This is a genomic window from Mesorhizobium sp. M0678, assembly GCF_040320505.1.
Taxonomy (GTDB): Bacteria; Pseudomonadota; Alphaproteobacteria; order Rhizobiales; family Rhizobiaceae; genus Mesorhizobium.
Window position 1 is genome coordinate 25,621 of record NZ_JAMYPT010000015.1, and the last position, 21,401, is coordinate 47,021.

Annotated in this window: 20 protein-coding genes and 3 pseudogenes; 20 read left to right on the top strand and 3 right to left on the bottom strand. The window is 61.2% G+C overall.

Annotation, left to right across the window (positions count from 1 at the left end):
* The 7 genes and pseudogenes from NKI29_RS23500 to NKI29_RS23530 all read left to right on the top strand — a co-directional run bounded on the left by NKI29_RS23500 (position 1) and on the right by NKI29_RS23530 (position 6,815).
* Positions 1-858: a sugar phosphate isomerase/epimerase family protein gene (locus NKI29_RS23500; RefSeq protein WP_352496364.1), complete on the top strand. Its 858-nt coding sequence runs from the start codon at positions 1-3 to the stop codon at positions 856-858.
* A 19-nt stretch (positions 859-877) separates the two neighbouring features.
* On the top strand, positions 878-1,642 hold the full coding sequence (locus NKI29_RS23505) for an electron transfer flavoprotein subunit beta/FixA family protein (RefSeq protein ID WP_352496365.1): 765 nt from the start codon (positions 878-880) through the stop codon (positions 1,640-1,642).
* Between the two features lie 22 nt (positions 1,643-1,664).
* On the top strand, positions 1,665-2,597 hold the full coding sequence (locus tag NKI29_RS23510) for an electron transfer flavoprotein subunit alpha/FixB family protein (RefSeq protein WP_352496366.1): 933 nt from the start codon (positions 1,665-1,667) through the stop codon (positions 2,595-2,597).
* A gap of 16 nt (positions 2,598-2,613) precedes the next feature.
* Positions 2,614-3,093: pseudogene (locus NKI29_RS23515) on the top strand (NAD(P)/FAD-dependent oxidoreductase); the annotation flags it as partial.
* Positions 3,094-3,814: 721 nt separating this feature from the next.
* Complete coding sequence (gene wecB / locus NKI29_RS23520) at positions 3,815-4,957, top strand: non-hydrolyzing UDP-N-acetylglucosamine 2-epimerase (protein WP_352797358.1); 1,143 nt, start codon at positions 3,815-3,817, stop codon at positions 4,955-4,957.
* A 131-nt stretch (positions 4,958-5,088) separates the two neighbouring features.
* Positions 5,089-5,814, top strand: coding sequence for a hypothetical protein (locus NKI29_RS23525; protein WP_352517354.1), 726 nt, complete (start codon positions 5,089-5,091; stop codon positions 5,812-5,814).
* A gap of 182 nt (positions 5,815-5,996) precedes the next feature.
* Complete coding sequence (locus NKI29_RS23530; RefSeq protein ID WP_352797361.1) at positions 5,997-6,815, top strand: aldo/keto reductase; 819 nt, start codon at positions 5,997-5,999, stop codon at positions 6,813-6,815.
* 117 nt (positions 6,816-6,932) lie between these two features.
* Here the strand turns inward: NKI29_RS23530 and NKI29_RS23535 are convergent.
* Positions 6,933-7,158: pseudogene (locus NKI29_RS23535) on the bottom strand (DDE-type integrase/transposase/recombinase); the annotation flags it as partial.
* A 3-nt stretch (positions 7,159-7,161) separates the two neighbouring features.
* Between NKI29_RS23535 and NKI29_RS23540 the strand changes: the two are divergent.
* Positions 7,162-7,537: pseudogene (locus NKI29_RS23540) on the top strand (ISNCY family transposase); the annotation flags it as partial.
* A 193-nt stretch (positions 7,538-7,730) separates the two neighbouring features.
* Here NKI29_RS23540 and NKI29_RS23545 read toward each other — a convergent pair.
* Together NKI29_RS23545 and NKI29_RS23550 are read right to left on the bottom strand one after the other, a co-directional pair.
* Positions 7,731-8,237 carry a flavin reductase family protein gene (locus tag NKI29_RS23545; RefSeq protein WP_352578191.1) on the bottom strand — a complete coding sequence of 169 codons (507 nt, stop codon included), beginning with the start codon at positions 8,235-8,237 and terminating at the stop codon, positions 7,731-7,733.
* A 27-nt stretch (positions 8,238-8,264) separates the two neighbouring features.
* Positions 8,265-8,849, bottom strand: a complete 585-nt coding sequence (locus NKI29_RS23550; protein WP_352622100.1) for an FAD/NAD(P)-binding protein — start codon at positions 8,847-8,849, stop codon at positions 8,265-8,267.
* A gap of 279 nt (positions 8,850-9,128) precedes the next feature.
* Between NKI29_RS23550 and NKI29_RS23555 the strand changes: the two genes are divergently transcribed.
* The 12 genes from NKI29_RS23555 (at position 9,129) to NKI29_RS23610 (ending at position 21,037) form a co-directional block, all read left to right on the top strand.
* Positions 9,129-11,159 (top strand): conjugal transfer protein TraG, encoded by a 2,031-nt coding sequence (locus NKI29_RS23555; RefSeq protein ID WP_352641434.1) that lies wholly within the window; start codon positions 9,129-9,131, stop codon positions 11,157-11,159.
* A 120-nt stretch (positions 11,160-11,279) separates the two neighbouring features.
* Positions 11,280-11,693 carry a CopG family transcriptional regulator gene (locus NKI29_RS23560; RefSeq protein WP_352797398.1) on the top strand — a complete coding sequence of 138 codons (414 nt, stop codon included), beginning with the start codon at positions 11,280-11,282 and terminating at the stop codon, positions 11,691-11,693.
* Positions 11,690-12,658 (top strand): P-type conjugative transfer ATPase TrbB, encoded by a 969-nt coding sequence (gene trbB, locus NKI29_RS23565; RefSeq protein WP_352690722.1) that lies wholly within the window; start codon positions 11,690-11,692, stop codon positions 12,656-12,658. Before NKI29_RS23560 ends, trbB begins: the two co-directional genes overlap by 4 nt.
* 11 nt (positions 12,659-12,669) lie before the next feature.
* A complete protein-coding gene (locus tag NKI29_RS23570; RefSeq protein ID WP_352622092.1) occupies positions 12,670-12,978 on the top strand; it encodes a TrbC/VirB2 family type IV secretion system protein in 309 nt (102 codons plus the stop codon).
* Positions 12,978-13,250 carry a VirB3 family type IV secretion system protein gene (locus NKI29_RS23575; protein WP_352578197.1) on the top strand — a complete coding sequence of 91 codons (273 nt, stop codon included), beginning with the start codon at positions 12,978-12,980 and terminating at the stop codon, positions 13,248-13,250. Before NKI29_RS23570 ends, NKI29_RS23575 begins: the two co-directional genes overlap by 1 nt.
* Positions 13,244-15,694: a conjugal transfer protein TrbE gene (trbE, locus tag NKI29_RS23580; RefSeq protein WP_352690724.1), complete on the top strand. Its 2,451-nt coding sequence runs from the start codon at positions 13,244-13,246 to the stop codon at positions 15,692-15,694. The genes NKI29_RS23575 and trbE overlap by 7 nt, the downstream gene beginning before the upstream one ends.
* Complete coding sequence (gene trbJ / locus NKI29_RS23585) at positions 15,691-16,416, top strand: P-type conjugative transfer protein TrbJ (RefSeq protein WP_352690725.1); 726 nt, start codon at positions 15,691-15,693, stop codon at positions 16,414-16,416. The genes trbE and trbJ overlap by 4 nt, the downstream gene beginning before the upstream one ends.
* Positions 16,417-16,452: 36 nt before the next feature.
* Entirely contained in the window at positions 16,453-17,775 is a 1,323-nt protein-coding gene (gene trbL / locus NKI29_RS23590) for a P-type conjugative transfer protein TrbL (RefSeq protein WP_352622085.1), read from the top strand.
* On the top strand, positions 17,776-18,507 hold the full coding sequence (gene trbF, locus NKI29_RS23595; RefSeq protein WP_352690727.1) for a conjugal transfer protein TrbF: 732 nt from the start codon (positions 17,776-17,778) through the stop codon (positions 18,505-18,507).
* Positions 18,497-19,525 (top strand): P-type conjugative transfer protein TrbG, encoded by a 1,029-nt coding sequence (trbG, locus tag NKI29_RS23600; protein ID WP_352690729.1) that lies wholly within the window; start codon positions 18,497-18,499, stop codon positions 19,523-19,525. Before trbF ends, trbG begins: the two co-directional genes overlap by 11 nt.
* Positions 19,526-19,535: 10 nt before the next feature.
* Positions 19,536-20,753 carry a TraB/TrbI/VirB10 family type IV secretion system protein gene (locus NKI29_RS23605; protein ID WP_352797363.1) on the top strand — a complete coding sequence of 406 codons (1,218 nt, stop codon included), beginning with the start codon at positions 19,536-19,538 and terminating at the stop codon, positions 20,751-20,753.
* Between the two features lie 11 nt (positions 20,754-20,764).
* Positions 20,765-21,037 carry a DUF2274 domain-containing protein gene (locus NKI29_RS23610; RefSeq protein WP_352517831.1) on the top strand — a complete coding sequence of 91 codons (273 nt, stop codon included), beginning with the start codon at positions 20,765-20,767 and terminating at the stop codon, positions 21,035-21,037.
* Positions 21,038-21,401 lie beyond the last annotated feature (364 nt).

Consider the following 21,401-nt stretch of genomic DNA (forward strand, 5'->3'; position numbering starts at 1 on the left):
ATGCGCGATTTCTCGACGGACCATTTGGCGCTCGCGCTCAACACCGCCAGCCTCGGACACAACTTGGATGGCCACGGTGCAGGCTGGTCACCGGAGCGGGTGATTGATGCGTGTGCTGCCCGTCGTTTCGGCTCGATCGTCTTCTGGCGCCGCGAAGTCGGTGCGCGGGCGAACGAGATTGGCGAGCGGGTGCGCTCGGCAGGCCTTTCCGTCGCCGGGCTTTGCCGCACACCGTTCCTTGTCGGTAGCGAAGCGATCGACAGGACAGCGGTTCTCGATGAGGCGAGGGCGTCCATCGATATGGCTGCCGGTCTGGGTGCCACTGTGCTGACGATTGTGGTGGGCGGCGTACATCCCGGCACCAAGGGCACTGCCGAGAGCTTGAAGATTGTCGCTGAACGTGTTGCCGACCTCGCACTCTATGCGGCGGACCGCAATGTCAAGCTGGCGCTGGAACCTCTCAATCCCGTCTACGCCGGGAACCGCTCCTGCCTGACGACCGTGCGTGACGCTGTCGATATCTGCGAGGCGGTTGATGCGCCGAACCTTGGCATTGCCGTTGACGTCTACCATGTCTGGTGGGACTGCGATCTTGACACCCAGTTGCAGCGCGCCGGCAAGGACAGGATTTTCGGCTATCACCTTTGCGATTGGCTTGCCGACACGCGCGACGTGCTGCTGGACCGCGGTATGATGGGCGACGGTGTTGCCGATCTCAAGACGATCCGCGCGAGTGTCGAAGGCACCGGCTACACCGGTCCCTGCGAGGTCGAGATTTTCTCCGCTAACAACTGGTGGAAGCGTGATCCCGGCGAGGTGCTTGACGTCATGGTCGAACGTTTCCACGCCCTCTGCTGACGAATTTTGGAGTCGAGCCATGAAGATCTTGGTCCCAGTCAAGCGCGTTGTTGATTACAACGTAAAGATCCGCGTGAAGGCGGATGGCTCCGGTGTCGAGCTTACGAATGTCAAGATGTCGATGAACCCGTTTGACGAGATTTCGGTTGAGGAAGCGCTACGCCTCAGGGAAGCCGGCAAGGCTGAGGAAGTGGTTGTGGTGTCGATCGGTCCTGCGAAAGCCGAAGAGACGCTGCGCACCGCGCTTGCCATGGGCGCCGATCGCGCCTTGCTGGTCGAGACGGACGACGCCGTCGAGCCGCTCGCCGTCGCCAAGATCCTCAAGGGTGTCACCGAGGCCGAACAGCCCGGCCTCGTCATCGTCGGCAAGCAGGCGATCGACGACGACAGCAGCCAGACCGGCCAGATGCTCTCGGCCCTTCTTGGTTGGGCGCAGGCGACGTTTGCTTCCAAGGTCGAGATCGACGACGGCAAGGCACCAGAGGGCACAGCCAGGGTGACGCGCGAAGTCGACGGTGGTCTCCAGACGATCGACGTGAAGCTTCCGGCCGTCGTTACGACCGACCTTCGCCTCAACGAGCCGCGTTATGCGTCGCTGCCGAACATCATGAAGGCCAAAAAAAAGCCGCTCGACAAGAAGACACCGGTCGACTTCGGCGTCGACACCGCCCCGCGCCTCAAGGTGCTGAAGACCCAGGAACCGTTCGGCCGCAAGGCAGGCGTCAAGGTTAAGTCGGTCGCCGAACTGGTTGAAAAGCTCAAGACCGAAGCCGGCGTGCTCTAAGGTGGGAAAGGGAGACTAAACCATGGCCATTCTTCTTCTGGCAGATCACGACAATGAAACCCTTTCCGACCAGACCGCAAAGGCGCTGACGGCCGCGTCGAAGATCGGTTCCGACGTGCATGTGCTCGTCGCCGGCTCCGGCGTCAAGGCTGCGGCCGATGCGGCTGCAAAACTCTCCGGCGTTTCCAAGGTGCTGCTTGCCGACGACGCCAGTCTTGCCAACAATCTCGCAGAACCGCTGGCGGCGCTCATCGTGTCGATCGCCGGCAATTACGATGCGGTCGTCTCGGCCGCGACCTCGGTCGGCAAAAACATCCTGCCGCGCGTTGCTGCGCTGCTCGATGTCGCGCAGATCTCGGAAATCGTCGAGGTCGTCTCTGCCGACACGTTCAAACGGCCGATCTATGCCGGCAATGCCATCCAGGTGGTGCAGTCGACTGACGCCAAGAAGGTGATCACCGTACGCACGGCGTCCTTTTCCCACGCCTCCCAAGGCCCATCTGCTGTCGTCGAGGAAATCTCGACGGCAGCCTTTTCTTCAGAGCTTTCGACCTTTGTGTCGAACGCACTTTCGACCTCGGACCGACCGGAGCTGACCTCGGCGAAGATCATCATCTCCGGCGGTCGGGCGCTCGGCTCGTCGGAGAAATTCAAAGAAGTCATCCTTCCCGTTGCGGACAAGCTTGGCGCCGCCGTCGGTGCGTCGCGTGCGGCCGTCGATGCTGGCTATGCACCCAACGACTGGCAGGTCGGCCAGACCGGCAAGGTGGTCGCCCCGGACCTTTACATCGCCTGCGGCATCTCCGGGGCCATCCAGCATCTGGCCGGCATGAAGGATTCGAAGGTCATCGTCGCGATCAATAAGGACGAGGAGGCGCCTATTTTCCAAGTTGCCGACTACGGTCTCGTTGCGGATCTCTTCGAGGCCCTGCCGGAACTCGAAAAGGCGCTTTGAGGACTTAGCTGCTTCGATGACGATCGAACTCTCCGAACGCGAGAGCATGGAATTCGACGTCGTGATCGTCGGCGCGGGGCCTGCGGGCCTGTCGGCCGCGATCCGGTTGAAGCAGGTCAATCCTGATCTCACCGTCCTCGTGCTGGAAAAGGGCTCGGAAGTCGGCGCCCATATCCTGTCGGGCGCCGTTGTCGATCCCATCGGCATCGACCGCCTGCTGCCTGACTGGTGCGTGGACGATAGCCATCCGTTCAAGACCACGGTGACGGACGACCATTTCTTGCTGCTCGGCCCGGCCGGCTCGATCCGCCTGCCGAACTTCGCCATGCCGCCCTTGATTAACAATCATGGCAACTACATCGTATCGCTCGGCAATGTCTGTCGCTGACTGGCGACCAAGGCGGAAGAGCTCGGCGTCGAGATCTATCCCGGCTTTGCCGCAACCGAAGTGCTCTACAACGACGAGGGCGCGGTGATCGGTGTCGCCACCGGCGACCAGCACGGAAAGATGGTTAGTCCTCTGTTGCGATAGACCATCATCGGGTTACCTCGTTCCGAGAGTTCCCATTCTGTCAGCCCGAAATCCCCTTCGCTTTTCGACCGAAAAGCCAATCCAGAACCCCACAGCCATTCTCCGCCAATCACTGCCGGGACTGTGGTGGGCATCAGGGAAAGAGTGAAGAGTCAGCGACGCTTTGAGGGGCGGTCCAACGCCAACGTGGACCAACGCGGCCAATTTATTCTTCGTTGCACCAGATCCGCGCCTTCTGTCGGCCTTGTCGGGTCCGTGACACACAGTCTCTTTGTCGGATCCGTCACACACAGTCTTGTTTAGCCGATCCTTTGTCTTTGGCTAAATAGCTGTAAAGCAAGCACAAAGTTTTTTCTTCAGCTCGATCAGCCAAATTGGCACGAGTTTTGTGTCTCTTCGTTGAGGAGTGGCGGCAGCAACTGCCGACCAGCATTGATGGCGCGGTTAGCCGCGATGGATGAAACAAGAAGGAGATCTGCGTCAGACCGCATTCTGTGGGAAGGGCGCATCGCCGTCCACCAGAAAGCGACGCTCGCATTCCAGTCGACCTCGGCTAGAGGATTCTCGTTGTCCGCTGTGATTGGCCAACACGTGGTTCGCTTAGGCCCTGATGGATGGCCCCCTATGCAAGTCCTTGGCAACTGCGGTCGCCGGCGACCCCTCAGATTCTTCTGGAGAGACGATCATGTCCAAAGTGGCATTCATTTTCGGTACTCGTCCTGAGGCGATTAAATGCGCCCCAGTCATCAACGCAATGAAGCTCGACCGCAGGTTCGAGCCACTCGTTGTTTCCACGGGGCAGCATCGCGAGATGCTTGATATCACTTTACCGGAATTCGGTATTCGACCGGACATCGAACTAAACGTCATGCAACCTCGCCAGACCTTGTCGCAGGTCACACATCGAATACTGGAAATGCTCTCCGTGCAAATGGAACAATGGGGAATGGACGCGGTGATCGTTCATGGCGATACCGCGAGCACCCTGGCAGGCGCCCTGGCCGCCTTCCAGCACCGTATCCCCATCATCCATCTCGAGGCGGGCTTACGCAGCGGCAACATTGCATCACCATATCCAGAGGAGGCCAATCGGCGCCTCGTTGCCCAGATAACGGATCTCCACCTGGCGCCGACCATCCGGAGCAGCGAGAACCTTATCCGCGAAGGTGCCCGTGAGGATCGTATCACGGTCACCGGCAACACGGTCGTCGATGCACTTCATTGGGCGGCCGAAAATGCTCCCGCCTTCGCCGAGCCCGCACTTGCCGACCTCAAGAACGATACGCGGCGAATCGTGGTCGCCTCAGCACATCGACGCGAGTCGTGGGGTGCACCGATGCACGAGATCGCAAGAGCTCTGGTGCAGCTATCATCCCAGGAGAACGTGCGTGTCATCATCCCATTGCACAAGAACCTGGCAGTGCGCGAAGTCATGTTGCCCTATCTGATCAACCAGGCGAATATTACGGTGGTGGATCCGCTACCGTACCGGAATTTCTGCAGCCTTATGCTGCGCTCGGACATCATCATCTCGGACAGCAGCGGCGCAGAGGAAGAAGGCCCTTCACTCGGCAAACCGACGCTTGTTTTAAGGGACATCACCGAGCGGCCGGAGGCTGTCGAAGCTGGCACAGCGCGCCTTGTGGGCCGCAGCACCGCCCGCATCGTGAGTGAAGCGACCCGACTGCTGCGCGATCCGGACGAATATTCACGAATGGCCCGGCCCGTGGACGCCTACGGCGATGGAAAGGCGACAACTCGGGTTATCGATGCAATCGCGAGATATTTCGCTGCACAGACGGCACGCGAGGCGCGGCTGGTCAGCTGATGGGCACCAGATGTCAGCGGCGTGGCGCGCACCGATCTTTGGATTTCGCTGCGATCCACGCCCTCCCACGAACACCACCATGTCCCTGTCGGACGGACCGGACCGGGCGACGATGGCAAGAGAGGAAGCTCATGGCTAGGCGTAACAACCGGCGAGATCTCAATTTCTCCAACGCTGTGGTTGACGCCGAACTGATTGAGGGCGCTTCGTCATTCGCACTTCACGGGCGCAATATCGTCTTCAACATCGGTGATACCGTCGTTGAGATCGCTGGTAAGCCTCGGCAAACAATCCAGCCATTTTCATCGACCACGCTCATCGACGCGGTCATCGAGAACGCACAGGCAATGATTGTGATCCGTGTTCTCGAGACAGTAGGCGCCAGGGCGAGCACTCTAGGGTGGCCGCGATATGCGGAGACGATCACCGACCCGACCGCGGAAATTCTCGGACTGCCGCTCTACCGCTCATCGCAGGACGACCTTATTGAAATTCGTCTGAGCGGTGCAGCGGCAATGCTTGCCGGGAACCCGGAGACCGACGGCATGACTTTTGCCGCGAAAGCCAATCTTTGGTTTGCTCCGGAAGCGACGGACTGCCTGATCCACAATCTGCATCCATTCATCGAGACCCATGTGCAGATCATGGGAGTGGGACGGATGCAGAAGTTTCAGACGCAGCAGCGGGAAACACTGACCGAAGAAATCCTGATGGCTCCGGGCTTCGCCCAGCCATTCTTCGATTGCACAAGCGATAGTATTGGCGGGTTTCTCTACCCATGGCATCAGTATTACGCGGATACGGATTGCATGTGGCTAGCTTTGGAGCTTCATCCGTTCGCTGGATCGCATGATTGACGTCGGCTCCATCCACAACGGAGGTTGACCACTGCATTATGAAAGGACGTCAGTCGGAGAATGGCCGTGGCAGAGAGGAAGGTGATCCAGTCGATCGATCGCGCCGTGGTTTGGGACAGCATCCATCTATAGCAGCTCAATGTGCACACGGTTCGCTACGGCGCCTGGGAAAGGAAAGGAAAATGTCGATCTGCTTTCGGCCGGGACATGAACGTTCGTTTGGAACATATCCGCTCGAGGGCGAGGATTTGGAGAAGGCATTTGCCGCTGCGTACGAGGTCGGCTATCGATCATACGACACAGCTCAACTGTACGGAAACGAGGCCGACTTGGGCGCGGCCATCCGCCAGGCTAACGTCTCGACAGACGACCTTCTCATCACCACGAAAGTGCATCCCGAGAACTACACCGAGGAACAGTTCCTGAAATCGGTGGAGGCGAGTCTGAACGCTCTTGGCGTGTCGAAGGTCGCCCTTCTGCTCCTTCATTGGCCGGATCCGTCCGGGGACAATCGCAAGTCTCTCGCCCTACTTCGGGATGCGAAGCGTAAGGGACTCGCGACCGAGATCGGCGTCTCTAATTTCACGGCCTCAATGATGCGGGACGCGCAATCATTCACCAATGGCGAAATCGCGATCAACCAGGTTGAATTCCACCCGCTTCTCGATCAGTCAATTCTGCTCGACATGTCCTTTCAGACGGGCGTTCCGCTGGCTTCGTTCTCTTCGGTCGCGAGGGGGGAGGTTTTCAAATATCCGCAATTTGGCCAGATCGGCATAGCCTACGGAAAGTCGGCTGCGCAGGTGGTGTTGAGATGGATTCTGCAGAAAGGCGTCGCCGTCAATACAATGTCAACCAAGCCGGAAAACATGCGGTCGAACTTCGACGTCATGGATTTCGTTCTATCTAGCGTCGACATGAAGCGGATCGACGCTCTCACATGCACGAACTTCAGGTGCGTGGACAAGAACAAGGTGCCGTGGACGCCGGAATGGGATTGACCGATTGCATGAGTATGCCATGAGCAACCGCTCTCTGCTTCCTGTCTCTCTGCAAAATCTCCCTGCTCGGTCCCAAAGTTTTTTCTGCGTCATGAAGGTGGTCGAGACCGGCCGCTGTCATGCCGCCAGCATGGCGAACTGCTCGGCCAGGGAGGGATTTGGATTGAATGCGTACTTGCCTGTCGCTTGCGCATCATGTGAAGCATTTCGATCCCGGACAGGATGATGCTGGCGGTGGCCGGCGACTTGAAGGAGCATCGGCCGCACACGGCGATTGAATGCGCCGATGGTCCTGCTCGATCCTGTTGTTCAAGTATCGACTTTTCCTGATCGTGATCGGTTTGCACAGGCAAAAGGTCGTGTTAAGCGCCCATCAGACGCTGCAGGACCGGCTTATGAAGGAACTGCGCCTTCGCGGCATCAACACCATCGAGGCGGCCAACGCCTTTGCGCCGGCATTCATGGCGGACTTTAACGCACGTTTTCGCAAAGAACCACGCAACCCGAAGGACATGCGCCGCCCCGATCACGAGAATCTGGTCGGCGCCATGTGCCGCAAGGAGGTCCGCACGCTGTCTCAGGCCCTGACACTGCGCTACGACAAGGTGCTGTTCATTCTCGATCCGACCGATACCGCGAGGCGACTTGCCCGCAAAAAGGTCGTCGTCTGCGACTACCCCGATGGTCGCCTCGAGGTCATGCACGACGGCATTGCCCTGCCTCCTGTCCCGCCATCCCGATGTCTGCCTGGATACGAACTGAGTGGCCGGATCGTGAACTCGGTGGACGAAGGTTTCGACCTTGCCCTTCGCGCGATGGGGCGCCGTGGCCCAGTGCCAGGCTGATGGCGCTTTACATCGCTTCGCGCGGTTTAGCTTAATCAAGCTGTTTGGAAAGGAGCCGAACCCAACAAGCTCACGATGATCCGTATGCGCCGTGATGATAGATCAGCGCCGGGCCTGGCTCTCCGCTCACCACCTGCCGGACGCTGCCGAGGATCAGCGCGTGGCTGTGGCGAATAATCGTGTCCTCGACCGTACAGTCGACCGCGGCGAGCGCGCTGTCGAGTGCCAATGCGCCGCTTGTAAGGCTAGACCAGCGGGCTCCCTCGTAACGCGCCGCCCCCCTCAGGTCACCGCGTCCGGCGAAACGGTCGGCAATCGCCATCTGGTCGGCACGCAGCACATTCACGCAGAAATGCCCATGCCGGCTGATGGCTGCCCAGGTAGACGAGTTCAGGTTGATGCTCACAACCATCACCTCTGGTTCGACCGATAGGGAATGGGCGGTAGTAACGGTTGCGCCCGTCCGTTCGTCGCCAACACCTGCGGTCACCACGGAGACAGCTCCGGCCAAGTGTCGCATCGCAAATTTCAGGGGAATCCGGGTTTCCACTGGGGGAACGCGTTCGGTCAGTGTCATCTGGATAGCCTTATCGTGTTTGCAGCTTCATGACACCTTGTGGCGCAACGCCGTTTGATATCCAAGCCATTCGTCGATTTCAGCGGCGATGCGCTCGGCATGCGCGGTGACTTCGGGAATTCCCATCAATTCGCCAACGCTGCCGCGCGCCAGTGGCCCGCTGACGAAAATGCTGTCGGTCGGGCGCCCGGATGTGCCGACCGCACGGCCTTGACTGTCGGTCTCCAAACCAAGACCAATCGGGTCGAGCCGGACCAATCCCATCCGCTCGAGCGCCGCAATCGCTGTGTTGGTCCGCAAGACATCGGCGTGCGCCGGTCCGGTCGTCACGATCACACTGTCGAAAGCATCGACAACGAGGCTGCGTTGGCCACGCAGCCGCTGCCGCACGCGAATGCATCCGTCTGCCTGTTCGGCGCCGACAATCGATGCGGCGCGATAGGCAAGCCTGCCCTCGGCAACGCGGCGATCGAGCACGGCCGCGATCTGTGGCGCGATGCGGAAGCGATGCACATCCCACAGCGCACGAAGATGACGCACCACGCGGCGCTGCTCGGCTAGCGGCAAGGCCTGCCAGATGGCCTGTCCCCGACGCCGGACGGCATCAAGCACCGGGTGCCAGTCCCCTGACGCTTGGCATCATCGTGGCCCGGATGCGCCTTCCTCACCACACACAGCCTTCTTCAATGTGCCCCGCGCAGATGCCAACATTTCTGCAACCAAACCGCGTACCTGGCACGCCGATAGGTTGCTGCGGCGGATTTTCGCTGTTCGCAGCTGAACAATACCTATCAACCTTGTCATCGCACCTAGTCGCACGTAGAGGCCGTTCGAATTCTCATCGCTCCGCGCGATGTTTGGTCCGTCTGCCCAGAAGAGCGGAGCAAGCCATTGACACCCACGAAGTTGCTGATTGGGCAGATCGCTGTCGTATTCGCAATTGTCATTCTTGGCGTGTGGACTGCAACCCAATGGTGCGCCCACATGCTCTCCTATCAGCCGCCACTCGGCGCGCCATGGTTTGTCGCGGCGGCCTGGCCGGTCTACAAGCCGTGGAAACTGTTCGAATGGTGGTTTCAATTCGACGCCTATGCGCCTGAGGTTTTCGACAAGGCCGGCATGCTTGCTGGAGCCAGTGGGTTCCTAGGCTGTGCCGCCGCGATAGCTGGCTCCCTCTGGCGCGCGCGGCAGCGCGGATTGGTCACCACCTATGGTTCCTCACGGTGGGCCGCGACTCGGGAGATCGAGAAGGCAGGGCTGTTTCAGCCGGCCGGCGTTTTGCTTGGCGAACTGAAGGATCGCTATCTCCGCCATGACGGACCGGAACACGTCATGGCCTTTGCGCCGACACGTTCGGGCAAGGGCGTCGGACTCGTTGTTCCAACCCTTCTTTCCTGGACCGGCTCGGCCGTCATTCACGACATCAAAGGCGAGAACTGGCAGCTGACCTCCGGCTGGCGGTCGAAGTTCTCGTACTCCCTTTTGTTCAATCCCACCGATCCGAGATCGGCGCGGTACAACCCGCTGCTGGAAGTGCGCAAAGGTCCAGATGAGGTCCGCGACGTTCAGAACATCGCAGACATTCTCGTCGATCCGGAAGGCGCGCTGGAGCGGCGGAACCATTGGGAGAAGACCAGTCATTCACTCCTAGTTGGCGCCATCTTGCACGTGCTCTACGCCGAAGAGGAAAAGACGCTTGCCCGCGTCGCCACCTTCCTGTCGAACCCACAACGCTCATTTGTCGCGACACTGCAGCAGATGATGATGACCAACCACCTCGGCGCGGCGGACAAGCCTGAGGCCCATCCCGTTGTGGCGTCGGCGGCCCGTGAGGTGCTGAACAAATCAGAGAACGAGCGTTCAGGCGTTCTCTCGACCGCCATGTCGTTTCTCGGGCTCTATCGTGATCCAACCGTGGCCGCGGCAACATCGGCCTGCGACTGGCGCATTGCCGACCTTGTGGATGCCGAGCGACCGATGTCGCTCTATCTGGTCGTGCCGCCGTCGGATATCTCGCGCACCAAGCCACTGGTGCGATTGGTGCTCAATCAAATCGGCCGGCGGCTGACCGAGCGGCTGGAGGGCGATGCAAAGAAGAGCCGCAAGCATCAGCTCCTGATGATGCTGGATGAATTCCCGGCGCTCGGTCGGCTCGACTTCTTCGAGACTGCGCTCGCCTTCATGGCAGGCTACGGCATCCGCGCTTATCTGATCGCGCAATCGTTGAACCAAATCTCCAAGGCCTATGGCGAGAACAACGCCATTCTCGACAATTGCCATGTGCGGATTGCCTTTTCCTCCAATGACGAGCGCACGGCCAAGCGTATCTCGGACGCGCTCGGTACGGCGACGGAGCTCAGATCCATGCGCAACTATGCCGGCCATCGGCTGGCGCCCTGGCTTTCGCACGTCATGGTGAGCCGCCAGGAAACCGCACGGCCGTTGCTGACGCCGGGCGAGGTGATGCAGCTGCCGCAGGAAGACGAATTGATACTGGTTTCGGGGTTGCCGCCGATCCGCGCGAAGAAACTGCGCTATTACCAGGATCAGAATTTCACCGAACGGGTGCTGCCTTCGCCGGCGCTACGCGAGGGTCCCTACGCGGACTCCCCTGCGTCACGCCCGGACGATTGGGTCGGACAGGTGCGCGGCGTTGACCGCCGTCTTGCTGCCGAGGGCGACAGCACCGGCGCAGCAATCGAAGAGGACGGCGGTCTCCAGCAGCAGCGTCATCCAGGTCTGCCCGAAGATCATCCCCTCCTTGCCCAAGAGCCTGATCAGGAGGATTTGCTCAAGCCTGCTGACGATGATAGCGAGGCGGCTGCCGACCAACGCGTGATGGACCGGATTTCCACCGCAGCACGTGCGTACGGCCTCAACGAGGGAATGGGCGACGACAAGGACATCGTGCCCGGCTTCTGAACGGCGCTCAAAGGCAGAGCGCATCTCAGCGTAGATAACGGCCATAAGCAATTTGGGATGTCTGGCCGATGCTTGTTCCTGCCGCTGGCGCATCAGCGTCGGTCAGTTGGAACGAGCTTCATGAAGCCCCACCGCATTCGCCACCAGTTTCTGCTCGAACTCGAGTTGAGCAAGAGGCTGGATAAACTTAGTCGTGATCCCTCGGCCACCAAATCCGCGATCGTGGCAAAGGCGGTCGAGGCCTTCATCGAGCGGCGCGGTGAGAACGAGCTCGATCAGCGCTACGGTGTGAGGCTCGACCGTCTTTCCCGCGACCTCGGCCATGTCAGGCGCGATGTCGAGGTGATCCTGGAGAGCTTGGCGCTCTTCATCCGCTTTTCGATCACGCTTCATGCGCACACGCCGGTCCCGGACAGGGCGACGCAGGCGATTGCCCAGGAGCGTTTCGACAAATTTGTCGAACAGGTCGGCCACCAGCTCGCTTCTGGGAAACGGTCTCTTGGCAAAGACAATCGTGGGGGAGGGGAAGGATGAGTTCTCATCCAGAAGCCGAGCATCGCCGCCGCGCCATGCTGCGCACCGCCATGGGCCCGGCGATCACCGAAGCCCTTGCCGATCCGACCGTCATTGAGGTGATGGTCAATCCCGACGGTGCGCTGTGGCTCGACCGGTTGGGTGAAGGCCGGGGCGATACCAGCGTGCATATGCACCCGTCCGAGGCGGAACGCATCATTCGCCTGGTCGCGTCACACGTGCGCGACGAGGCGCATGCGGACAATCCGATTGTCAGTGCCGAACTTCCGTCGGGCGAGCGCTTTGAGGGTCTGCTGCCGCCGGTCGTGCTGGCGCCATGCTTCGCCATCCGAAAGCCTGCGGCAAAACTCTACACGTTGGCCGACTATGTCGCCGATGGCATCATGCTGCAGGTGCAGGCCGATGCCCTGAGGAAGGCGGTGCGCGAGCGGCGCAACATCCTGGTCGCCGGCGGCACGTCGTCGGGCAAGACAACACTTGCCAATGCGCTGCTGGCACAAGTCGCCGATTGCGACGAGCGGGTGATCCTGATCGAGGACACGCGCGAACTGCAATGCGCGGCGAAGGATTGCGTTGCCTTGAGGACGAGGCGGGGGTCGGTCACGCTCGCCGATCTCCTGCGCTCGACGCTGCGGCTCAGACCCGACCGCATCATCGTGGGCGAAGTCAGGGGCGCGGAGGCCCTGGACATGCTGAAGGCATGGAACACCGGGCATCCCGGCGGCATCGCCACGGTTCACGCCAATTCGGCGCGCTCCGCCCTCTACCGGATCGAGCAACTCGCCCAGGAAGCCGTCGTCACCGTTCCCCGCCGTCTCATAGCCGATGCCATCGATCTAATCGTGTTCATCGCCGGGCGCGGATCCTCGCGCCGCATCGACGCGATCGCCGAGGTCACCGGTCTCGACGGCAGCGGCGATTACGTCGTCGCCCCGCTCACGCTTTCGCAACTCCAGCAGCTTTGAAAGGTCACCTCATGCGCAAGAAGCTTCGCTTTCTTTCGTTCACCGCGCTCGCGTTTCTTATTACGGCCCCAGCTTACGCAGCGGGCTCCGGCATGCCATGGGAACAGCCGCTGCAGCAGATCCTGGAATCGGTGCAGGGACCGGTCGCCAAGATTGTCGCGGTGATCATCATCATCACCACCGGCCTGACGCTCGCCTTCGGCGACACGGCAGGCGGTTTCCGCCGGCTTATCCAGATCGTCTTCGGCCTGTCGATCGCCTTCGCGGCATCGAGCTTCTTTCTCTCCTTCTTCTCCTTCGGCGGCGGGGCACTCGTCTGATGGCCACCGGAGAGCAGCATATCGCAGGCTTCGAGGTTCCCGTTCACAGGGCATTGACCGAGCCGATCCTGCTGGGCGGCGCACCGCGAGCGGTGGCGATCCTCAATGGCACGGTGGCCGCGGCAATAGGCCTTGGCCTGCAGCAGTGGATTGCCGGGCTGGTGCTCTGGATCGCCGGCCACACGCTCGCGGTCTTTGCCGCTCGCCGCGATCCGGACTTCGCCGGCGTGCTTGTCCGTCATCTTCGCCTGAAGGGGTGGCTTGCATGCTGAACCTTTCGGAGTATCGCGGTAAGGCCGATCGGCTTGCCGATCATCTGCCTTGGGCCGCACTGGTCGCTCCGGGCATCGTTCTCAACAAGGACGGCAGCTTTCAACGGACCTTCCGGTTCCGCGGCCCCGATCTGGAAAGCGCGACGGAAGCCGAACTTGTCGGCATCTGCGCGCGGGCAAACAATGCGCTGAGAAGGCTTGGCTCCGGCTGGGCATTGTTCTTCGGAGCCGAGCGCGTCGAAGCGCTGGGCTATCCGAATTCGCGTTTTCCCGACGCGGCTTCATGGCTGGTCGATGAAGAACGGCGTGCGGCCTTCGAGGGCAAGGTCGAGCACTTCGAGAGCCGCGATTACCTGAGCTTGCTATTTATGCCGCCGCCAGACGCCCAAGCGCGGGCGGAAAGCGCACTCGTCGACTTTCGTCATTCCCAGGGCGTAAGAGACTGGCGCCAGGAACTGGCGCGATTTCGTGATGAGACCGACCGCGTCCTGGATCTCCTGTCGGGCTTTATGCCCGAAGTGCGCGCTCTCGATGATGCCGAGACGCTGACTTACCTACACGGCACAATCTCGCCCCGCCGCCATCCTGTCACCGTCCCGGAGACGCCGATATATCTCGATGGCGTGCTGGTCGATGCACCGCTCACCGGCGGCTTGGAGCCGATGCTAGGTGAGCAGCATCTGCGTACCCTTACCATTCTCGGCTTCCCGAGCCTCACCCGGCCCGGAATCTTGGATCCCCTTAACAATCAAGATTTCGCCTATCGCTGGATGACGCGCTTCATCCCGCTCGACAAGACGGAAGCCACCAAGACACTGACCCGGTTGCGGCGGCAGTGGTTTGCCAAGCGCAAATCGATCGTCGCGATCCTACGCGAAGTTGTGACCAACGAACCGGTCCCGCTCGTCGACAGCGATGCCGACAACAAGGCGCTCGACGCCGACGAAGCACTTCAGGCGTTGGGCGGCGATCATGTCGGCTTCGGCTATCTCACCACTACCGTGACGGTATGGGACGAGGATCGCCAAGCCGCCGCGGAGAAACTTCGCGCGGTCGAGCGCATCGTCAACGGACTCGGCTTCACCACAATCCGTGAAAGCGTCAATGCGGTCGAGGCGTGGCTCGGCTCGTTGCCCGGCCATGTCTATGCCAACATTCGCCAGCCGCTCATTCATACATTGAACCTTGCCCATCTCATGCCGCTATCGTCGGTTTGGGCCGGTCCGGCGACAAACGAGCATCTCGCGAAAGTCACCCGGATGGAGGCACCGTCGCTTCTTGTTGCCGAGACCAGCGGGTCGACCCCGTTTCGGCTTTCCACCCATGTCGACGATGTCGGTCACATGCTGATCGTCGGTCCAACTGGTGCCGGCAAGTCGGTTCTGCTTGCCCTCATCGCTCTGCAGTTCCGCCGCTATGCCGGCGCACAGGTTTATGTCTTCGACAAGGGCAACTCGGCCCGCGCGGCGACACTCGCCACGGGTGGAGAGCACCATGCGCTTGGTGCGGACGGTGCGCTTGCCTTCCAACCGCTGCGCAATGTCAACGACCAGGCTGTCCGCAGCTGGGCAGCCGAATGGATCGCCGGCCTCATCGCCCATGAGAATGTCACCGTCACGCCGGAGGTGAAGGAGGCAATCTGGTCGGCCCTCACCAGCCTTGCCACCGCGCCGGCGCAGGAACGCACGCTCACTGGGTTGTCGGTCCTGCTTCAGTCCAATGCGCTGAAATCCGCGTTGATGCCGTACACGCTCGATGGCCCGTTCGGGCGTCTGCTCGACGCCGATGACGATCGGCTGGCCTTGTCGGATGTGCAGTGCTTCGAGACCGAAGAGCTGATGCACAGCCAAGGCGCTGTGCTGCCGGTGCTCACCTATCTCTTCCATCGTCTCGAGGAGCGGTTCGACGGACGGCCGACGCTGCTGATGCTCGACGAGGCGTGGGTCTATCTCGACAACCCTCTCTTTGCCGCCCGCATCCGTGAATGGCTGAAGGTGCTGCGAAAGAAGAACGTGTCGGTCATCTTCGCCACGCAGTCGCTGGCTGACATTGCTGGCTCAACAATCGCGCCGGCGATTATCGAGAGCTGCCCCCAGCGCATTTTTCTTCCCAATGACCGTGCCGTGGAACCGCAGGCGCGGGTGGCCTATGAGCGATTTGGTCTGAACGAGCGGCAGATAGAACTGGTCGCCCGGGCGACGCCGAAGAGGCAATACTATCTGCAGTCGCGTCGCGGCAACCGGCTCTTCGAGCTCGGGCTCGGCCCGATCACGCTTGCGCTTTGCGGAGCCTCCGACCCGGCCACGCAGACCCTGATCGACAGGGTCCTGTCGGAGCACGGACAGGACAGCTTTGCCGCCCGGTTCCTGGGTGCGCGCGGCCTCGATTGGGCTGCCGAGCTTCTCCAGCAATTCCCTCAACCAGACAAGGAGCAATCGTCATGATGCGGCGCCGCCTTCTCACCAGCCTGATCACCGTTTCCCTAATCGCAAAACCGATGGCCGACTACGTCCAGCCGGCCCACGCCCTAATCGTGTTCGATCCGTCGAATTATGCGCAGAACGTGTTGACAGCGGCACGTTCCCTGGAGCAGATAAACAACCAGATCCAGTCGCTTCAGAACCAGGCGACCATGCTGCAGAACATGGCGCGCAACCTTCAGCACCTGGATTTCTCTTCCGTGGGCCAGCTCACAGGTTCGCTCCAACGGATCGACGGCCTGATGACCCAGGCCAGCGGCCTGAGCTTCGATCTCGACAAGCTTCAGAACCAGTGGCGTGTGCAATATCCGGAAAGCTACGACGCCACAATCGAGGTCAGCGATGTGGCGAGCGCCGCGCGCGAGCGCTGGCAAAACGCCATGCAGGCGTTCCGCCAAACCATGAGCGCGCAGTCGCAGATCGTGGAGAACGTGCGGGGCGACGGCGACCTGCTTACCGACCTAGTCAACCGCAGTCAGGGCGCGGCAGGTGCCCTTGAGGCAAGCCAGGCCACCAATCAGCTGATCGCGCTTTCGACCAAGCAGCAGATGCAGATCCAGACGCTGCTCGCGACCCAGTTCCGGGCTGAAGCCGAAGATGCTGCCCGCAAGGCGCAGTCCGAGGAAGCCGCCCGCGAGACGACGAAGCGTTTCCTGGGCACCGGTACGGCCTATCCCGGCAACTGATCAGCAGTTCTTCAAGACAACGAGGAAGGCGGCGACATGAATGACCTCGGCGTCATCGATCGCTTCATGGAGACTTTTACCCGCTATATTGATAGCGGGTTCGGTCTGCTTTCCGGCGACGTCGCCTTTCTCACCACCATCCTGATCGGTATCGACATCACGCTGGCAGGCCTGGTCTGGGGGTTCGGCGGCGAGCCCAATGTTCTTGGCCGGCTTGTCCGAAAAGTGCTCTATGTCGGCGCCTTCGCCTTCATCCTGAACAATTTTAAGAACCTCGCCGACATCATCTATCATTCCTTTGCCGGGCTCGGCATCAACGCATCGGCCGGCAATCTGTCCGCCGACAGTCTCCTGCGGCCAGGCCGCATTGCCGCGGCCGGCTTCGAGGGCGCCTGGCCGCTGCTCAATCAAGCGAGCCAGCTAGTCGGCTTCCCCGAGATCTTTGGCAACGCGCTGACCATCTTCGTGCTGCTTCTCGCCTGGTTCCTGGTCCTCATCGCCTTCTTCATTCTTTCCATCCAGCTCTTCATCACCATCCTGGAGTTCAAACTCACCACATTGGCCGGTTTTGTTCTAGTGCCTTTCGCGCTCTGGAACCGCTCGGCGTTTCTGGCCGAGCGCGTGCTCGGCAATGTGATCTCGTCGGGCATCAAAGTAATGGTGCTGGCCGTGATCGTCGGCATTGGCTCCACGCTCTTTGGCGAGTTCGTTTCCGCCCTGCAGGGCAAGGAGCCGGACCTGGCGGCGGCCATGTCTCAGGTGCTGGGTGCGCTGGCGCTGCTTGGGCTCGGCATTTTTGGGCCCGGGATTGCCTCGGGACTTGTCTCCGGCGCGCCGCAGCTTGGCGCGGGCGCAGCACTTGGAACAACGGCGGCTGCAGCCGGATCAACGCTCGTTGCCGGAGGCGCCGCGTTTGCCGCCACGGGCATGGCGGCCGGCGGTAGTCTTGGTGCAATCCGTGCCGGCACAGCTATGGGGTCGGCTGCTTCCACGGCCTGGCATATGGGCCGTGCAACAGCGCCTGACTCCGGCCTCTCCGGGGTAGCTGCTGGGCTGCAGGGTGTTGCGAGTGCCGCTGGCGGCGCCGCGATGCGGGGAATGCGATCCGCAGCAGAACCATTCCGCCGTAGTGCCGATGCCGGTCGCGAGGCTGCCTGGACAGCGACCGGCGGCACGCCGACCCGCTCGATGAACGGAAGTTCCCCCGCTGCGGATCCAGCCGCGGCGCCTGCATGGGCAAGGCGTCTGCGTTCCGAACAGACAGCCCGCGCCCATCGCCACGCCGCCACGCAAGCGGTGCGCGATGGCGATCGTGGCGGAAGCGGCGCCAACCCCTCTCTCAACGATAAGGAAGACTAGATGCTCTTCAAGCGACCTGTTCAGCGTTACGCGAAGACGCCCCACCCCGTCACACCATACCAGAAGGCCGCCCAACTTTGGGACGAGCGCATCGGCACAGCGCGCGTGCAGGCAAGGAACTGGCGCCTGATGGCCTTCGGCTGCCTCGCTCTGGCCACCGGGCTCTCTGGTGGACTCTTGTGGCAGTCGATGCAGGGCCGCGTCGTGCCCTATGTCGTCGAGGTAGATCGTTTCGGTGAAACACGGGCTGTCGCGCCGGCAATCCAAACCTACGAGCCCGACGATGCCCAGATTGCCTGGCATCTCGGCCATTTCATCCAGAACGTCCGTTCCATCTCCACCGATCCGGTGCTGGTGCGGCAGAACTGGCTCTCGGCCTACGACTTTGCCACCGACCGTGCAGCCCTCTTTCTCAATGAGTACGCTAAGGCCAATGACCCGTTCGGCAAGATCGGCACGCGCAGCGTCTCGGTGCAGGTGACGAGCGTGGTTCGAGCGTCCGACAGCTCCTTTCAAGTCAAATGGACCGAGCAGGTCTTTGAGCGCGGCAGCCTCGCCAGCACAACTCGTTGGACCGGGATCCTCACCATTGTGATCCGGCCGCCGAACAATGCCGATCAGCTGCGCAAAAACCCGCTCGGCGTCTTCATCAATGCCATCGACTGGTCGCGCGAGCTCGACAGTGCCGCGCAGACTTCCGTTCCCCCAAAGGAGCCCGCCAATGATAAATAGACTCTCGTCGCTCCGCACTGCGCTAATCCTCTCGGCGTTGGCTGCGGTCATCTCCGCCTGTGCCTCGAAGCCGGTGCCGCCGCCGCAGATTTCCTATGACCATGCTGACTTCAAGCCGGCGGCGATTGAGAAGGCGCCGGAGAAGCCCGTCAAAGTCGTGGAAGTGCCGAAACCGCTGCCGCTGCCCGGCCAGTTGCAGCCCGAGCCGGGCAAGGCTGCTGAAGACAGGCGCTCGCCTGAAGAACGTGTCGCCGATGCCAACAAGGCGGCGACGCAGCAACCCACCAAATATGGCTATGTGAATGCGGTGCAGGTTTACCCCTTTGCCGAAGGCGCGCTCTACCAGCTCTATGCCGCACCGGAGCGCGTCAGCGATATCGCTCTGCAGTCAGGCGAGAAACTCCAATCCGTGTCGGCCGGCGATACAGTGCGCTGGGTAATTGGCGACACCGTCAGTGGCTCCGGCGATGATCAGCGCACCCATGTGCTGGTGAAGCCCTTCGCGCCAGGACTTGCCACCAATCTGGTGATCACCACGGACCGGCGAAGCTATCACCTGCAGCTTCAAAGCACGGATAAGACCGCCATGGCGGCAATCTCCTGGACCTACAGCGAGGACCAGATCATCGCGCTACGCCGGCGCAATGCGCAGGCCGAGGCTGCTATGCCAGTGGCGTCGAATGTGGCTCTCGAAAATATTCGCTTCCGCTATTCGATTACCGGCGACATGCCGCCCTGGAGGCCGACGCGCGCGTTCGATGATGGCAGCAAGGTCTACATCGAGTTCCCGCGCCGCATTGATCAGGGCGAGGCCCCGCCGCTCTTCATCGTCGGTGCTGACGGGGACAACCAGCTCGTTAACTACCGCATACGGGGCAACTATTACATCGTCGATCGCCTCTTCGCCGCGGCCGAACTGCGCCTCGGCACCAAGCAGCAGCAGGTGGTGCGCATCACGAGGACCGACGGCAGGCAAGCGCCGCGGCGGATATTGCTCTTTTCGCGTTCCAGCAGGTGAGGGACGGCCCATGACGGATACTTCCCGCTCCGATGCTCCATCGAAACTCGATCCAGAACAGCTGCAGCTGCGAGCCTCGCCTCGCCGCGCTGTGCGCTTCAAGCGCGGCATTATTGTCGCCATTGCTGCTGTTGGTTCCGGGACCGTTCTAGGCGTCACCATGATGGCGCTGCAAGGACCGGCGCTGCGCATCAAAGAGCAGGCTGAAGAGCTTTACAACACTGAGCGGAAGCCAACCGCGGAGGCAATTGAAAGGTTGCCTAAGGACTATTCCGGGATCAAGCCCAAGCCTCCGGTGCTTGGACCACCGCTGCCCGGCGACCTCGGCCGCCCCATCCTTGAGCACCAACGCCAGCTGGGCATCGCGCCGGGCCAGGAGGTTTCGGCGGAGGAGCAGCGCCTTGCACAGCAGGCGATCGAGGCGCGCGAATCGCAAGTCTTCTTCCGGATCGAAAATCGACCCCGGCAAGCGGATGCCGCCGGCAACGGGCAGGGCGGGCGTCCACCCTTTGAGGCAACGGCTCCACAATCCGATGCCGCACGCGATTCAGCTTCCGTAGCACCGGCCGAGGGCGACCAAAACAATCAAGAGCGCAAGCTCGATTTTGTCAGCCAGCGGAACACAAGTGGAATCTATAATCTGCATGCACTGCAGACGCCGGCTTCGCCGTATCAGCTGATGGCCGGCAGCGTCATCGCAGCGAGCCTGATCACTGGCATCAATTCCGACTTGCCCGGCCTCGTCGTCGCGCAGGTCACCGAGAATGTGCACGACACAGTCACCGGCAGTACCTTGCTCATTCCGCAAGGCTCTCGCCTGATTGGCGCCTATGACAGCGTCGTGGCCTTTGGACAAAGGCGCGCGCTGCTGGTCTGGCAACGGATACTGCTGCCCGACGGCTCTTCGATCGAAATCGACAATCTGCCGGCAACAGACACTGCCGGCTATGCGGGGCTTGAGGACAAGGTGGATTTCCACACCTGGCAGCTGATCAAAGGCGTTGCGCTGGCCACGTTGCTAGGGGTCGGCACCGAGCTGAGCCTCGGGGAAGACGAAAGCGACCTCGTCAAAGCAATCCGCGAATCCGCTCAGCAGAACGTCAGTCAAGCTGGCCAGCGCATCACCGAGAAGAATCTCAATATGCAACCCACCATCACTGTCCGGCCCGGTTGGCCACTGCGCGTCATCGTGCGCAAGGATCTTGTGCTGCGGCCGTACCCGAATTGACTGGAGTCATCATGACCAATCTGAAACTCGGCAAACTTCCGGATCGGACACCTTCGAAGATCACCATAAGCGTAAGTGCAGACCTGAACCAAGCACTGAAGGACTATGCGGCGCTTTATCGTCAGACCTATGGCGAGTCCGAATCGGTAGCGGAACTGATCCCGTTCATGCTGGCGGAGTTCCTGGAAAGCGATCGAGCGTTTGCCAAGGCCAGAAAGGAAGGGCTCCCTGTCGTCGACATGTCAGAGAAATCGCGGCGGCAGGCAATTTCAGGGTCCGAATAAGTGACAGCGATCAGTGAATCCGAGGGGGCACCTTTCTAGGCGGGCAAATGCATTGAAGCAATTTGCCGGCGGCAAGCCGAAACATAGGGCACAATAGACGAGCTGATCTGCCCCGAACCAATGCCGGCTCTGCGCCTGATTGCAGCCGCTCCGGTGTCGGCGACCGGTTCCCAAAAGCGGACATCCGCCAGCCCTTGGCACCACGTTCGGACGGTAACGGACTTGGACGATACCTACTCTGAATTGGGCAAGATTGACCACGTCGCCCTTACTTGGCCCGCCAGCTTCTGGCCCTGGCGAGACCGGAGTAGGCACTGCCTGGAACTTGAGAGGGAGCTGGAAGCCAACGGGATTCTCAAGGTGA